The sequence below is a fragment of the Brachybacterium sp. ACRRE genome (assembly GCF_022346485.1).
GTDB classification, from domain to species: domain Bacteria; phylum Actinomycetota; class Actinomycetes; order Actinomycetales; family Dermabacteraceae; genus Brachybacterium; species Brachybacterium halotolerans.
This window is the reverse complement of sequence record NZ_JAKRMO010000040.1, coordinates 1-15,022: the sequence shown is the minus strand read 5'-3', so window position 1 is coordinate 15,022 and position 15,022 is coordinate 1. Positions and strand designations below refer to the sequence as shown.

Below are 15,022 nucleotides of genomic sequence, written 5' to 3'. Positions count from 1 at the left end.
TGGGGCTGGGCGACGGCGGAGGAGGGAGGGGAGATCGCAGGCATCCAGCCGCGCGATCTCCGGGGTCTTCGATGCGTGCGTGCACTTCGCGTAGTCATAGGTCGGGTCACCTCATATATGACACGTCACCCGACCTCCTGCTACGCGAAGTGCACGGGATCCTCGCGGACCTCCGCCCGCCGCGGCCGGGCCCTCACAGCTCCCAGCGGTGCTCGCCCGGCCCGACCTCGAGGCGGCGGCCGTCCGGCAGATGCACGAGCGCCCGGGAGCCATCGGGCACGGTGAGGTGGACCGTCACTCGGGGGATGCCCAGGTCGAAGGCCCCATCCGCGTCGCCGCGCTGGTCCTCGTCGGCCCCCTGCTCCCAGCCCGCTCGGATCCCGCGGTGCTCGACCGCGAGGCGGTCGATGCCCGGGACGAGGACGGGTCGCAGCTCGAAGGTCGCCCAGTCCGGAGCGGTCCTGTGCAGGCCCACCAGGTCGCGGGCCACGAAGTCCACGCCGGCGCCCATGAAGTAGTGCGCGCGGGAGCGCACGGGCTCGACCCACATCTCCAACAGGGTGCGATGGCCCGCGAGGCGCCAGCTCTCCCAGCTGGGCGGCGCGGGGTTGCGGGCGACCGCGAGCGCCAGGTCCGCGCGCCCCGCCTGCACGAGCACTCCGCCCAGGTGGGCCATGCCCAGGCAGCCGGCGTCGTGGTGGTCGCCGCGCATATGGATGTCCTCGATCAGATGCGCGCGGACCTCGTCGACGTGGCCGGCGGGGACGATCCCGGAGGCCAGGGCCAAGATCTGCGGGGTCTGGCGGAAACCCGGGTCCGTGGTGGCGCCCGGGCCCGCGGGGGCGCCCGGGTCCGACGGGGCCGAGGTCCCGGCGCCGTCGTCGGCGAGGTGCCCGTGCAGCGGCGCCGAGGCGAAGAGCGAGCGCTCGGCGTCGAAGAAGACGCGCAGCACGTGGGCGGCGAGCTCGTCGCGGGCGCGCGCATAGCGCTCGCGATGGATGCTGCGGCCCGCGCGCGCGATCACGTCCAGGGCCCGGTGCAGCAGCAGGGAGGACTCCAGGCGCACGTCCTCGGGCGGCGGGCCGTCGGCCCCGGGGGAGAGGTAGTCGCCCAGGATCCCGACCGCGAGGCCGTCCGCGTCGAGCCGTCCCAGCTCGAAGTCCAGATAGTCCTCGACGGCCTCGCCGTGGATCGGCCACAGGTCCAGGCCGTACTCGCCCTCGAGCGCGTCCACGAGCACCGGATACAGCGTCGTCCACTCGGGCGCGGGCGCGCACTGGCCGTCGCCGTAGCCCCATCCGGCCGACGGCACGATCACGGGCAGCGAGCCGTCCTCGCGCTGCGCGTCGAGGAAGTCGTCGAGCCAGCTGGTGAGGAAGCGTCGCAGGTCGAAGCGGGTGAGCAGCGCCGGCAGTGCCACCTGGGCATCGCCCGTCCAGCCGTTCTTCTCGTAGGTCGGGGTGTCCGTGAGCACCCAGTGCAGGTTCGCGCGCACGGTCGCGACGAAGGCCTCCTCGAGCCACGCGAGGGTCGGGTCAGAGCTGTCCGTCCCGCCGACGAGCGGCACGTCGGCCCAGGCAGCGCGGCCCAGGATCTCGGCGTCCCGGCCCGGCACGGCGCCCCGCACCTCGACGTACCGGAACCCCTTGTACGTGTGGTGGGACTCGAAGGGCCGGCCCTCGAGCGCCACGTCGTCGCGCTGGAAGCGGCCGGTGGGGATGAAGGCGTTCTCGGCGATCACGGAGCCGTCGTCCGCGAGGCGCTCGCCGTGGACGAGGGTGACCTCGAGGTGCGCGTCTGTGAGCGGCTCGAGACGGGTCCAGCCGGCGACGACGCGCCCCAGATCGCCGACGAAGCGTCCGTCGCCGAGGTCCGTCCAGGTGGGCAGCAGGGTCTCCTGCACGAGGATCGGCTCGGCCATCGCCTCGCGCAGCGGCAGCCCGGTGGTCGGGATCTCGCGGGCGGCGCGCGGACGTGGCAGTGCGGCCGACGGGCCGGGGTCGGGAGCGAGCACCGTGACGGGCGCCCACGTCCCGGTGCCGCGGGTGTCGTGGGAGTCGGAGTCCTCGGAGTCCTCGAAGCCTGGCTCCCGCCAGCCATGGGGCTCGAGGGCCTCGTCCCAGGTCTCGCCCTCGTACAGGCTGTCGAAGCGCAGGCCGCCGGTCGCGCAGCGCCAGGTCTCGTCGGTGGGCAGCACCTGCTCGCTGCCGTCCTCGCAGGTCACGTGGAGCTCGGCGGTCAGGCGCGGGGCGGCGCGCCAGGGCGCCTCAGACCACATCCAGACCTCGGGCGAATGCAGGTCGAAGAAGCCTCGCCCGAGCTCCGCGGCGAGGCAGACGCGCATCGACCCCGCCGTCTGCGCGGTCACGTCCCAGCTCACCGCGCGGGCGGCGATGGAGGCGTTCGTGAGTCCCGGGGCGAGACGCTGCTCGCTCGCCGGATGGCCGTTCACCCAGGCCAGTACGGTGCCGAGCCCGGAGATGTGCAGCGTCGCCCGGGAGACGGGGGAGGGCAGCTCCCATGCGCGGCGGAAGATCGGGGCCGCGTGCGGATCCGCGACCCCCGGAGAGGCGGTGATCCAGGCGGCCCGCCAGGCATCGGGCAGCGGGATCCGCGGGCGGAGGGTCTCGAGGCCGCGAGCGGGGCCGGTGTCGGTGCCGGGCCCGTGCTCGGCGGGCGGCGGGGAGGTCGGTGGGGACGGCGTCGTCATCACGCGCTTCAGCGTAGTGCGCGCCGCCGTGCAGCGGAGCCGCCGCCCTCCAGGGACGTCGGCCCGCGAGCAGGTCAGCTGCCGGCGCCGGGCGCGAGGGTCATGATCTCGGCGCCGTCCGCGGTGATCGCGATCGTGTGCTCGGTGTGGGCGGTGCGCGCGCCGGTCACGCTGCGCAGGGTCCAGCCGTCCTCGGGATCGGTGACCAGCTCGGCGGTGTCGACCATGATCCAGGGCTCGAGCGCGAGCAGCATGCCGGGGCGCAGACGCAGCCCGCGACCGGGGCGTCCGTCGTTGGCGACGTGCGGGTCCTGGTGCATCGTGGTGCCGATGCCGTGGCCGCCGAAGTCCATGTTGATCGGGTACCCGGCGCCCGAGAGCACCCGGCCGATGGCGTGCGAGACGTCGCCCAGCCGCGCATCCGGGCCGGCGGCCTCGATGCCGGCCGCGAGTGCCCGCCGGGTGGTCTCGATGAGGGCGGTGTCCTCCGGGTCGCGCTCCCGGCCGATCACGAAGCTGATCGCGGCGTCGGACGCGATGCCGTCGAGGATCACGGCGAGGTCGAGGGTGAGCAGGTCGCCGTCGGCGAGCACCTGATCGCGGGGCATCCCGTGCAGCACGGCGTCGTTCACCGACGTGCAGATCCAGTGGCCGAAGGGGCCGTCGCCGAAGGAGGGCGCGTAGTCGACGTAGCAGGACTTCGCGCCGGCCTCGAGGATCATCTCCTTCGTCCACTCGTCGATCTCCAGCAGGTTCGTCCCCACCTGGGTGCGCTCGCGCATGGTCTGGAGGATGCGGCCGACGAGCGCCCCCGTCGCGCGGGCGCGGGTGATCTCGGAGGGGCTGAGGATCTCGATCATGGGGGCCTTCCTGGGCGGGGCGGGTGCGGTGCGGCGGAGCGGGGCGATGCAGGGCCGACGGCCCGCAGCCTGCGGCGTGTCGGGCGGCGGCGGGGCGACGACGGGGCGATGCCTGGCGACGCGGAGCGGCAACAATCTATCCGTCCGGCGGCCCGTCCATCAGGGCGAGGCCGTGCGAGTCGGGCCACGTGCGGGGCTCTTCCGCGGAGCGCGCGGGCCAGCCCCCACAGGTTCTGCACAGTCCTCGCATGACGCCTGCACCACGAGCGCTCGCAGAATCGGACACCGTGGCGGAAGATGGACGTGGCGCCCGCGCGCGTCCCGCGCGACCCGCGCGAATCGCCCTCGCGCGGTGAGCGACGCCCGCGCCGGGCTCACCGGCATCCTGCGCACAGCGCCCCGACATCGACGCGACCACGAGACGTGACCACGGAAGAGGCCCCATGGACCTGCTGCACATGCTGATGGACCCCACGCAGCTGCTGGAGCGCTTCGGCGCCGCCTTCTGGTGGGTCGCCCACGCGATCGTCTTCATCGAGTGCGGCCTGTTCTTCCCGATCCTGCCCGGCGACTCCCTGCTCTTCGCCGTCGGCATGTTCTCCCACGGCGGCGGACTCGGCGTCCCGCTCGCGCTGTCCCTGCTGACCCTGTGCGTCGCCGCATTCGCCGGCAACGTCGTGGGATACGAGATCGGCCGCGGCCTGGGCGGGAAGCTCTACGAGCGCGACGGCCGCTTCCTCAAGCGCCGCTACTTCGACCGCACCATCGAGTTCTTCGACCGCTACGGTCGGCGCGCCCTCGTGCTGGGCCGCTTCGTGCCGATCGTGCGCACCTTCATCACCGTCGTCGCGGGCGTCGGCCAGATGCAGCGGCGCATCTTCTACACCTGGTCCGCCGTCGGCGCCGTGCTCTGGGTCGTGCTCATCACGATGCTCGGCTACGCGCTGGGCAGCGTGACCTTCATCCGCGAGAACCTCGAGGTCGCCGTGCTGGCCCTCGTGTTCATCTCCGTGGTGCCGATGCTCATCGAGGCCCTGCGCAAGCGGGCCAAGGGGAAGAGGACTGCTGCCGCCTCGGCGTCGGCGCAGTCGCCCGACCGCCCGGGCGAGGACCAGTTGGTCTGAGGGCTGCGGACCGGCCGGTCCGACGGTCACTCCTCGACGGATGTCCCCGTCTCCAGCGCGCCGCGCCGCGCGACCTCGCCGAGCCACGCGAGACTCGGCTTGGGCCGGCGCTCGAAGGTCTGCGGGTCCCAGCCGACCAGCCCGAACGTCGGCCGATACCCGCTCGCCCACTCATAGTTGTCCAGCAGCGACCAGTGCAGGTAGCCGCGCACGTCGATGCCGTCGGCGATCGCCCGGTGCACGCCCTCGAGCGCGCCGCGCGTGTAGTCGATGCGGCGGGCGTCGTCGGCGGTCGCGATGCCGTTCTCGGTGATCATCAGCGGCACGTGGCCGCTGAGCTCCCAGGCGCTGCGCAGTCCCAGCTCCGCCGCCGGCGGGAAGTACTCCCAGCCGGTCAGCGTGGTCTCGACCCCGTCGGCGACCGGGAGCGGACCCTCCGGGCCGATGAAGGTGCGGGTGTAGGCCTGCACGCCCAGGAAGTCGTCTCCCGCGGAGTTCTCGAGGTACCAGAAGTCGCGCGGATGCCCGTACTCCTGCAGGGCCTGCGCGCTGCCCTCCTCGTCGCTCGCGTGGAAGGCCTGGGTGGCGATCGTCCAGCCGGACTGCACGCCCGGCAGCGCGGAGAGCACCTCGCGGGAGCGGCGGTGGGAGGCCAGCAGCTGATCGGCCACGTGCAGGTCGGGGAAGGGCAGGCCGTGCGCGACGAGATTCTTCGCGTCCTCGCCGCCCGCGAGCATTGCCGCGATGTTCGGCTCGTTGATCGTGCACACCACGCGCACCCCGTCGAGGATCCCGAGCACGCTCTCGGTGTAACGGGCGAACAGCTCGGGGGCGTCGTCGGCCCGCCAGAAGCCGTCGCGCTCGAACCAGCGCGGCACCGTGAAGTGCATGAGGGTGACGATGGGCTCGACGCCGTGGTCGAGGCAGGTCTGGATCATCCGCCGGTAGTGGGCGAGCTCGGCACGGGAGACCACGCCGCGCTCGGGCTCGATGCGCGCCCACTCGATGCTGAACCGGTAGGCGTTCAGTCCCGCGTCCGCGAGCAGCGCGATGTCCTCGGCGAAGCGGTGGTAGCTGTCCGCCGCGTCGTTGCTGGGCTCCACGACCGGTGAGCCGGGCCGGTGCTCGAGCTCCCACCAGTTCGAGTTCACGTTGTTGCCCTCGATCTGGTGGGCGGCGGTCGCGGCGCCCCAGCGGAAGCCGTCGGGGAAGCGGAGGGTGGACATGGGGCTCCTTCGTGGTGGGTCGTCTCAGGCGCTGAGCGCCCGGCGGGGATCGGGGATCGCGTCGAGCAGACGGATCGTGTACTCGTCGCGCGGCGCGCGCATGACCTGGGCCGTCGGGCCGTCCTCGGCGATCCGGCCCTCGTGCAGCACGATGATCTCGTCGGTCACGAGGCGGGCGCTGAGCAGGTCGTGCGTGATGTACAGCAGGGAGACGCCGGTGGACTCCCGCAGCTCCCGCAGCAGCGAGAGCACCCCGGCGCGCAGGGACACGTCGAGCATCGATACGGGCTCGTCGGCGATGATCACGCGGGGGTCGCAGGCGAGCGCCCGGGCGATCACGACCCGCTGGCGCTGCCCGCCCGAGAGCTGGTGGGGGAGCTTGGTCAGGTACTGCTCGACCGGCGTCAGACCCACCGTCTCCAGCAGCTCGCGCACCCGGCGCCGCACGCCGTCGCGGCGCACGTCGGTGAGGTTTGCGACGGCCCGCGAGAGCGTGTACTCGACCGTGCTCAGCGGGTTCAGGGCCGCGTACGGATCCTGGAAGACCATCTGCACGGTGCGGCGGAGGTCCCGCAGCCTGCGCCTGGGCAGGTCTCCCACGGACACGTCGCCGATCTCGATCGTGCCCTCGGTGGGGCGCTCGATCCCGGTGATGAGCTTCGCGAGGGTGGACTTGCCGCTGCCGGACTGGCCGACGAGCGCGGTCGCCCCGCCCGGTGCGAGCGTGAAGGAGACGTCCTGGACGGCCCGCACGGGCGGCAGGCCGCGGCGATGAGGCGCATAGGACTTGCTCACGCCGCGCACGCGCAGCTCGGGCCCTGCCGATTCCGCCGACGGGGCCGGTGCCGCCGACGCGGCGGGCGCTCGGTGCGTCGGCCGCGGGGAGCGGTCCCGCTCCGAGTCCCCGCCGCCCGGCTCCCCGGGCAGCACCGCGCGGTCCTCGAGCCCGGGCAGGCTCACGACCTCGGCGCGCGGGTCCGCGTAGTGGGAGAGCAGCATGCGCGTGTACTCGTGCCGGGGGCGGGTGAGAATGTCGGTGCTCGAGGCGTCCTCGACGATCCGGCCGTCGTGCATGACGAGCACGCGGTGCGCCGATTCGAGCACCACGCCCAGGTCGTGGCTGATGAGGATCGCCGTGAACCCCTCGCTCGCCTGCAGCTCGCGGATCGTGTCCATGACGGCGTGCTGGACCAGCACGTCGAGCGCCGTCGTGGGCTCGTCGAACACCATGAGCCGCGGTTCCAGCGAGAGCGCGAGCGCGATCGTCACGCGCTGGCGCATGCCGCCGGAGAGCTGGTCGGGATAGCGGTCCAGCACGTCGGGCCCCAGGGACACCTTGCCCACGAGCTCCGCCGCGCGCTCGTCGCGCCGTGCCCGGGGCACGTGCCCGTGGGCCGTGAAGACGTCGTGGAAGTGCTTGCGGATCGTCCGCACAGGGTTCAGCGCGTTCATGCCGGACTGCAGCACCATCGCGAAGCCGCCCTGGCGCTGGGCGCGCAGCGTCTCATGGTCCATGGTGGCGATGTCGCGGCCCGCGAAGAGGATGCGCCCGCCCTCGATCCGCGCGGGCGCCGAGGCGAGCCCCGTGATCGCGAAGCCGAGCGTGGATTTGCCGGATCCGGATTCGCCGACGAGCCCGACGAACTCCCCGCGGGCGACCTCGAGGCTCACCTCGCGCACCGCGTGGGTGGGGGCGGCGCCGACGGGCTCGTAGACGACGGAGAGGTCCTGGACCACGAGGATCGGCTCGTCGGCCGCGGGGTCCTGTGCGGGGGAGGTCTGGGTGCTGGTCATCGTCCGGTGCTCCCTTCCCGCAGCCGCGGGTTGCTGATGCCGTCCACGCCGAAGTTGATGAGCGTGAGCGAGGTGGCCATGAGGGCGATGCACAGACCGGGGGCGAACAGCAGCGCCCACTGCCCGGTGAGCAGCGCATTGGAGTTCTGCGCCCAATAGATCATCGTTCCCCAGCTGACCACCGAGGAGTCCCCGAGACCCAGGAACTCGAGCCCGGCCTCGGCGAGGATCGCGGCGGTCGCCGCCCCGAAGAAGGAGCCCGTGATCAGGGACGTCATGTTGGGGAGGATCTCGCGGAAGATGATCCGGCCCGCCCGCTCGCCGGAGAACCGGGCGGACTGCACGAAGTCCCGCGAGCGCAGGGTCGCGGTCTGGCTGCGCAGCACGCGCGCGCCCCACGCCCAGCCGGTGATCGCGATGACCACGATGATCACCGAGATGCCGCCGTTGCTGAGATAGGTCGCGACCACGATCATCAGCGGCATCCCCGGGATCACCAGGAACAGGTTGACGAGGAAGTTGATCGCGTCGGCCGCGAAGCCCGTCAGGTATCCCCAGGTGAGACCCACGATCACGGCGATCAGGGTGGAGATGAAGCCGGCGCCGAAGCCCACCAGCACGCTGATGCGGGCGCCGAAGATCAGTTGGCTGAGCACGTCCTCCCCGGCGGCCGTGGTGCCCAGCCAGTGCTGGAGCGAGGCGTCCTGGCTGCGGTCGAAGGAGTTGTCGGTGGGGCCGTAGGGGGCGAGCAGGGGCGCGAGCAGCGCCACCAGCAGCAGCAGGCCGATGACGACCAGGCCGATGCGGGCCTTGCGGTTGCCCCAGACGGTGCGGGCCGACGACGCCAGGGCGCGCAGTCCCGGGTGGATCCGCCGCTCGCTCGCGGGGACGCCGTTCCGGGGCGCGCCGGTCGCGGGGGCTGCGCCTGGTGCGGTCTCTGGTCTGCGGTTCATCGCCTGGTCCTTGGGTCGAGGGCGCCGTAGAGGATGTCCACGAGCAGGTTCGCCACCAGCACGCTCACGGTGATCATGAGGAAGAGCGCCTGCATGAGCGGGTAGTCCTGGCCGATCACGGCGTTGAACAGCAGGAACCCGATGCCGGGGTAGCCGAAGACCTGCTCGACGAGGATCGAGCCGCCGACGACCCCGCCCAGCGCCATCCCGAAGCCCGTGAGGTTGGGCAGGATCGCGTTGCGGGCGGCGTAGCGCAGGGCGACGGTGCGCCCGCCGATGCCGTTGGCCTCGGCGAACGTCACGTAGTCCTCGCCGAGCGTGTTGATCATGGCGTTGCGCATGCCGATGATCCAGCCGCCCAGCGACGTCACCAGCAGGGTGAGCGCCGGCAGCGCCGCGTGGTAGAGCGCGTCGACGACGAAGGAGCCGCTCAGCTGCGGGGTGGTGGTCGCCGAGTACGCGCCTGAGGTCGGGAACAGGTGTGCGATGTACCCGAGGAAGAACAGCAGCAGCAGCGAGGTCCAGAAGTAGGGGAAGGTGTTGATGAAGCTGCCGCCCACTGTGGGCAGGGCGTCCATCCAGGTGCCCCGCTTCCACGCGGCCATCACGCCCAGCAGCGTGCCCAGCACGAAGGCCAGCACGGTCACCGCGCCCACCAGGATCAGCGTGTAGGGCAGGGCGCGGCCGATGAGCCCGCTCACCGGCTCCGGGTAGAACGCGTAGGACACGCCGAAGTCGAGGTGCACGACCTGCCCCAGGTACGCCCAGTACTGGGCGAGCAGGCTGCCGTTCGGCACTCCCAGCTGGGCCTCGACGGCCGCTCGGGTCTCCTCGGAGACCGGGCCGTTCTGGGCGAGCCGGGCGATCGCGGCGTCGGCCGGGGAGCCGGGCATCAGGCGCGGCAGCAGGAAGTTCAGGGTCACCGCCGCCCACAGGGTGAGGGCGAACAGGCCGAGCTTGTTCAGCACGTATCTCATGACGCGCTCTCCTTCCCCGCGCGGCGCAGCCGGGTGAGCACCTTCAGGGGCGAGGAGCCGTACGTCTGCGGCGCGGTGTACGGGTCCTCGGCGTCGGGCCAGCCGGTGAATCGGCCGTCGTTGTACAGCCCCCAGAGGCCGCCGTAGTAGAGGGAGACGATCGGGATCTTCTCGTAGAAGGCCTGCTCGAGGCCGTGGATGATCTCGGTCTGCTCGTCCTCGTCGACGCTCTCGCGGTAGCGGCGCAGCAGGTCGTCGACCTCGTCGTCGCGGAAGCGGATGCGGTTGTTCTGGCTGGTCTTCCCGACGGGCTGGTAGTACTCGCTCGAGAGCAGGTTCGCGTACCCCTGGTAGGCGTCCGAGCCGTTCGAGGAGCCGACCGCGAGAGTGAAGTCGCCGTCGGAGAGCGCGGCCTCGTAGGCGGCGGCCTGCGGCGCGGAGATGGTGACCTCGATGCCGATCTTCCCCAGCTGGCGCTGCACCTCCTGCACCGCCCGCAGCCAGTCGGTGTACCCGTTGGCGGTGGTGATCGCGATGGTGAACGGGTCGCCGTCCTTCGTGCGCATGACGGACCCGTCGTGCCGGAAGCCGGCCTTCTCGAAGGAGGCGATCGCGGCCTTCGTGTCCTGGGCGATGATCCCCTTGGCGGGGATCGACGGATCCAGGAGGTCCTCCTGATTGGGCAGCAGCAGGCCGGTCTGGCCGGCCTCGTCCATGTAGCCCTCCGCGGCCGCCTGGCCCACGGCGTCGCCGTCGATCGCGAGCGCGAGTCCGCGGCGCACGTCGAGGTCGTCGAACGGCGCCCTGTCGTGGTTCGGGTGCAGCCCGATGATCCCGCCCGGCGGGAACCAGTGCCGGTTGTGCGCGTTGGCCGCACCCCAGGTGGCGTCCACGTCGCTCATGAACGAGTAGCACCAGTCGTACCCCTTGGTGACCACGTCGAGCTCGCCGGTCGCGGCGGGGAACACGATGTGCTCGACGTCCACGTCGTCGGCCGCCCAGTGGCCCGCGAAGCGGTCCATCGAGTACTGGAGCGGGGTGAAGCTCGCGAGGGTGAAGGGGCCCGAGCCGACGGGCTGCTCGTTGCGCCAGGTGGTGGGGTCCTCGACGTCGGCCCAGATGTGCTCGGGCACGATGAGGGTCGCGCCGAGGATGCCGACCGCGGGGGAGTCCGCGCCCTTCAGGGTGAAGCGGATCCGCTGGCCGTCGGCCTCCAGGGAGTCGAGGTGCCCCCAGACGCCCTTGAGGTCGTTGGCGGGGAACTCCTTGAGCATGCGGAAGGTGAACAGGACGTCGTCGGCCGTGAGCGGAGTGCCGTCGGACCAGGTCGCGCCCTCGCGCAGCGTCATCGTCACCGACGACGGGTCGCTCTGGTCCCAGTCGGCGGCGAGCCACGGGTCCATCGAGCCGTCGAGCGGGTTCAGCAGGATCAGCGGCTCGTAGATCAGGCCGACGCTCGTGCGGGCGTTCGCCTGGTACGGGTTGAAGTTCGCGGTGAACGTCGGGTTGCCCTTGTCGCCTGCGATCTGCAGGGTGTCCGCGCCGATGGTCGGGTCCGGGCGGCTGCGCACCTGCAGGCTGCAGCCCGAGGCGGCGCCCGCGAGGAGTGCGGCGGAGGCCCCGGTCAGCAGGGTGCGACGGCCGACGCGCGGGGTGTTCGTGGAAGGCACGGGACTCGATCCTGACGTCGTTGTGCAAGAGGTCTCCGGCCCGTTCCGCGCGGGTCTGCTGGGGCGGTCGTCCAAGGGGCGGTCGTCCATGGGGCTCGCCCAGGGGTCCTGCGCAGGGGTCTCGCTCGGGGTCGATCGCCCGGGGGAGCGCGGCGGGTGCGCAGGCTCGGGCGGCCGGAGGATTGTGAGTGTATGCGCATACATCGGTGGGCGCAAGAGGTGTTCGAGCGCGTGTTCGGCGCGGATCCGGCACGTGTTCGGCGCGAATTCGACGCGGGCCCGGCGCGGCTCTGCCGCGGGTTGGGCGCGGGTGCTCGAGCCCGGTGAGCGCCGGCGCTCGAGCGGGCGGACGGGGTGCGGGGGGTCGCGACGCGCGCTCGACGGCCGTGCGTCGCGGACTGTTTTAAGGTATGTTAAATCCATGGTGGAACCCGTGGTCGATCAGCGCACCCAGGCACCCGTTCCTCGGACAGGGGAAGGGCGTCCGGACGGTGCGCGCGCTGACGGATCGCGCGGGCCCGGCCCCGCCCGTCGGCCCCGCGGCCCCTGGCGCACCCTGCGCCTGCTGGGCCCGGCCTTCGTCGCCGCGGTCGCCTACGTGGACCCCGGGAACATCGCCGCGAACGTCACCGCCGGTGCCCGCCACGGCTACCTGCTGCTGTGGGTGCTCGTGGTCGCGAACCTCATGGCGATGCTCGTCCAGTACCTCTCGGCGAAGCTCGGCGCGGTCACCGGCCGCACCCTCGCCGACCACCTCGGGGCGACCCTGGGGCGGCGCTCGCGCCTGCTGTTCTGGCTGCAGGCGCAGGCCATGGCGATCGCCACCGACATCGCCGAGGTCGTCGGCGGGGCGATCGCCCTGCGCATCCTCTTCGGGCTCCCGCTGCTGGTGGGCGGCGTCATCGTCGGCGCCGTCTCCATGGCCCTGCTCGCCGTGCAGTCCCGCTTCGGCCAGCGGCCCTTCGAGCACGTGATCATCGGGCTGCTGGGCGTGATCACCATCGGCTTCCTCGCCGGGCTCGTCGTCGCCCCGCCTGATCCGGTCGCTCTGGCCGACGGGCTGATCCCGCGCTTCGACGGCGGCGGCACCGTGCTGCTCGCGGCCTCCATGCTGGGCGCGACCGTCATGCCCCACGCGATCTACCTGCACGCCGGGCTCGTGCGCGACCGTCATGGCACCGATCGCTCTCCGGGGCGGATCGCCCGCGTGGTCCGCGCTTCGCGCTGGGACGTGGTGCTCTCTCTGTGTCTCGCGGGCACCGTGAACATCGCGATGCTGGTCCTGGCCGCCGAGGCGCTCCCCGGGATCCCCGGCACCGACACCATCGAGGGCGCGCAGGCCGCGATCGCCGCCGCCTCCGGGCCCGTGGTCGGCGTGCTCTTCGGGATCGGCCTGCTCGCCTCCGGCCTCGCCTCCTCCTCCGTGGGCGCCTACGCGGGCAGCGAGATCATGCGCGGCCTGCTGCACCGGCGGATCCCGCTCGTGCTCTCCCGCCTGCTCACGCTGCTGCCGGCGCTGCTCGTCCTCGCGATCGGCGCCGAGCCCACCGCGGCCCTCGTGCTCAGCCAGGTCGTGCTCAGCCTCTGCCTGCCCTTCGCGCTGGTGCCGCTCGTGACCCTCACCGGCAGGCGCGCCCTGATGGGAAGCTTCGCGAACTCGCGGCCGGTCACCGTGATCGCCTGGATCGTCGTCGCGCTCATCATCGCCCTGAACCTCGCGCTCGTCCCGATGTCCTTCGCGGGCGGGTGAGCAGGGACGTCCCCATGGTCGCGGGCGTCCCCGGCGATACGATGCCGGGGTGAATCCCGACGAGCTCAGTCCCGTGGCCCAGGACTACCTCAAGGTGATCTGGTCGCGCACCGAATGGGGCGCCCCGCCGATCACCACCGGCGAGCTCGCCCAGCGCTTCGGCACCTCCGCCGCCAACGTCACCGAGACCCTCAAGCGCCTGGACGCCCAGGGGCTCGTGGCCCGCATCCCCTACAAGCCCGTCGAGCTCACCGAGGCCGGCGTGCAGTGCGCGATCGCGATGGTGCGCCGCCACCGCCTGCTGGAGACCTACCTCGTGGAGGCCCTCGGCTACGACTGGGACGAGGTGCACGACGAGGCCGAGCGCCTCGAGCACGCCGTCAGCGACACCTTCATCGCCCGCATCGACGCGATCCTCGAGCATCCGACGGCGGACCCCCACGGCGACCCCATCCCCGATGCCGACCACCGCTGGGCACACCCCGAGGACGCGCGGCGCCTCGCGAGCGTCACCGGCAGCGGCCGCTTCCGGGTCCTCGTGGTGTCCGACGCCGACCCCGAGGTGCTGCGCACCGCCCGCGAGCTGGGGCTCGTGCCGGGCGTGGAGCTCGACGTCGACGCGGGGGAGAGCGGCGCGGCGGGCGCGGGTCCGCTGGTGCGGGTGCTCGGGCGCGAGGGCGTCGAGGTGCCCGGGAGCGTCGCCGAGGGAATGCTCGTGCGGCCGATCGTCTGAGGGCGCGGGCGTCGGAGGCGCCTCGGTTCGAGGGAACGACGGGCCGACGGGCCCGCCGGGTCGAGAGGCCGACGGGCGCTCAGCGCCCGAGCGGCCCGCAGCTCTCGCGCAGCAGCACGTCGACGGGGAGCTGCAGGTCCTGTCCGGGGGCGTCCGCGTCGGCCATCCGGCGCAGCAGCGTCTGGACCGCCTGGACGCCGACGTCCGTCATCGGCTGGCGCACGGTGGTGAGCGCCGGCTGCGACCAGCGCGCGTCCTCGATGCCGTCGAACCCGGTGACCACGCAGTCGTCCGGGACCCCGATGCCTGCTTCCGACAGCGCCGTGAGTGCCCCGAGCGCACTCTGATCGTTCGCGGCGATCACCGCGCCCGGGCGGATCTCCGCGAGGGCTCGGCGCATCTCGCGCGCCCCGCCCTCGGTCGTGAAGTCGGTGGACGCGATGCGCCAGGACTCGCCGCTGCCGTCGACCTCTCGGCGGAAGCCCTCCTCGCGCTCGACCCCGTCGGGCGAATCAGCGGGCCCGCCCAGGTAGAGCACGGGGCCCGACGGTTTGCGCGCGAGCACGTGGCGGGTCACCGCCGCCATCCCGCCCGCGTTGTCCACGCGCACCGAATCGGCCGTCCCGGCGGCACGGCCCGCGACCACCACGAGCGGCACGCGCTGCGCCGAGCGGGCGATGAGGTCGTCGGGCACGGTGCGGGAGATGACGATGATCCCGTCGACCCGGCCCTCGAGGTCGTCGAGCACCACGCTCCGGCTGAGGTCGGGGCCGGAGGCGACCAGGAGCGCGTAGCCGCTGCTCCAGGCGCTGATCTCGCAGCCGCGCACGAGCTGCTCGAAGTAGTGGTTGCGCTCGGGGTCCACGAAGCTGCGGTCCATGTCGTCGATGAACTCCACGGCGTGCTCCTCCGCGGAGCCCGGCGGCGCGATCGGAGGGGCGTCGTGGCCGGGGATCAGCAGGCCCAGCACGCCGGTGCGCCGACCGGCGAGCCCCCGGGCGCTCGCGTTGGGGACGTAGCCGAGCTCGTCGATCGCGGCGAGCACCCGCTCGCGCGTGGACTCGGTGACCTTCTGCGGGCTGCGGAGCACGCGCGAGACCGTCGCGATCGAGACCCCCGCGCGCGTCGCGACGTCGTAGACGGTCGGCGGCTTCCTGGGTGGCACGGGGAACCTCCAGGCGTCGGGCGGAGGGCTCGACGGGGTCGGGGACGGGGCGGACGTGAC

At 72.6% G+C, this 15,022-nt stretch carries 11 protein-coding genes; 3 read left to right on the top strand and 8 right to left on the bottom strand.

Annotation, left to right across the window (positions count from 1 at the left end):
- Positions 1-193 precede the first annotated feature (193 nt).
- Both MHY49_RS12255 and map read right to left on the bottom strand, forming a co-directional pair.
- Entirely contained in the window at positions 194-2,710 is a 2,517-nt protein-coding gene (locus MHY49_RS12255; RefSeq protein WP_239204472.1) for a family 78 glycoside hydrolase catalytic domain, read from the bottom strand.
- Positions 2,711-2,784: 74 nt separating this feature from the next.
- Positions 2,785-3,570, bottom strand: a complete 786-nt coding sequence (gene map / locus MHY49_RS12250; protein WP_239204470.1) for a type I methionyl aminopeptidase — start codon at positions 3,568-3,570, stop codon at positions 2,785-2,787.
- Positions 3,571-4,013: 443 nt separating this feature from the next.
- Here map and MHY49_RS12245 point away from each other — a divergent pair, with 443 nt between their 5' ends.
- On the top strand, positions 4,014-4,694 hold the full coding sequence (locus tag MHY49_RS12245; RefSeq protein ID WP_228359472.1) for a DedA family protein: 681 nt from the start codon (positions 4,014-4,016) through the stop codon (positions 4,692-4,694).
- Positions 4,695-4,720: 26 nt separating this feature from the next.
- Here the strand turns inward: MHY49_RS12245 and MHY49_RS12240 are convergent, their stop codons facing one another.
- Genes MHY49_RS12240 through MHY49_RS12220 form a run of 5 tightly spaced genes read right to left on the bottom strand, consistent with a single transcriptional unit; the run spans position 4,721 to position 11,314 of the window.
- The gene (locus MHY49_RS12240) at positions 4,721-5,920 is read right to left on the bottom strand and encodes a glycoside hydrolase family 1 protein (RefSeq protein WP_239204469.1); all 1,200 of its coding nucleotides are present in this window, start codon (positions 5,918-5,920) and stop codon (positions 4,721-4,723) included.
- A gap of 24 nt (positions 5,921-5,944) precedes the next feature.
- The gene (locus MHY49_RS12235) at positions 5,945-7,714 is read right to left on the bottom strand and encodes an ABC transporter ATP-binding protein (RefSeq protein WP_239204468.1); all 1,770 of its coding nucleotides are present in this window, start codon (positions 7,712-7,714) and stop codon (positions 5,945-5,947) included.
- The gene (locus MHY49_RS12230; protein WP_239204467.1) at positions 7,711-8,667 is read right to left on the bottom strand and encodes an ABC transporter permease; all 957 of its coding nucleotides are present in this window, start codon (positions 8,665-8,667) and stop codon (positions 7,711-7,713) included. The genes MHY49_RS12235 and MHY49_RS12230 overlap by 4 nt, the downstream gene beginning before the upstream one ends.
- A complete protein-coding gene (locus tag MHY49_RS12225; RefSeq protein WP_239204466.1) occupies positions 8,664-9,644 on the bottom strand; it encodes an ABC transporter permease in 981 nt (326 codons plus the stop codon). The genes MHY49_RS12230 and MHY49_RS12225 overlap by 4 nt, the downstream gene beginning before the upstream one ends.
- Positions 9,641-11,314 carry an ABC transporter substrate-binding protein gene (locus MHY49_RS12220; RefSeq protein WP_239204465.1) on the bottom strand — a complete coding sequence of 558 codons (1,674 nt, stop codon included), beginning with the start codon at positions 11,312-11,314 and terminating at the stop codon, positions 9,641-9,643. Before MHY49_RS12220 ends, MHY49_RS12225 begins: the two co-directional genes overlap by 4 nt.
- A 421-nt stretch (positions 11,315-11,735) precedes the next feature.
- Here MHY49_RS12220 and MHY49_RS12215 point away from each other — a divergent pair, with 421 nt between their 5' ends.
- Positions 11,736-13,064, top strand: coding sequence for an Nramp family divalent metal transporter (locus tag MHY49_RS12215; protein WP_239204464.1), 1,329 nt, complete (start codon positions 11,736-11,738; stop codon positions 13,062-13,064).
- A gap of 49 nt (positions 13,065-13,113) precedes the next feature.
- A complete protein-coding gene (locus MHY49_RS12210) occupies positions 13,114-13,797 on the top strand; it encodes a metal-dependent transcriptional regulator (protein WP_239204463.1) in 684 nt (227 codons plus the stop codon).
- 79 nt (positions 13,798-13,876) lie between these two features.
- Here the strand turns inward: MHY49_RS12210 and MHY49_RS12205 are convergent, their stop codons facing one another.
- On the bottom strand, positions 13,877-14,962 hold the full coding sequence (locus MHY49_RS12205) for a LacI family DNA-binding transcriptional regulator (RefSeq protein ID WP_239204461.1): 1,086 nt from the start codon (positions 14,960-14,962) through the stop codon (positions 13,877-13,879).
- Between the last annotated feature and the right edge of the window lie 60 nt (positions 14,963-15,022).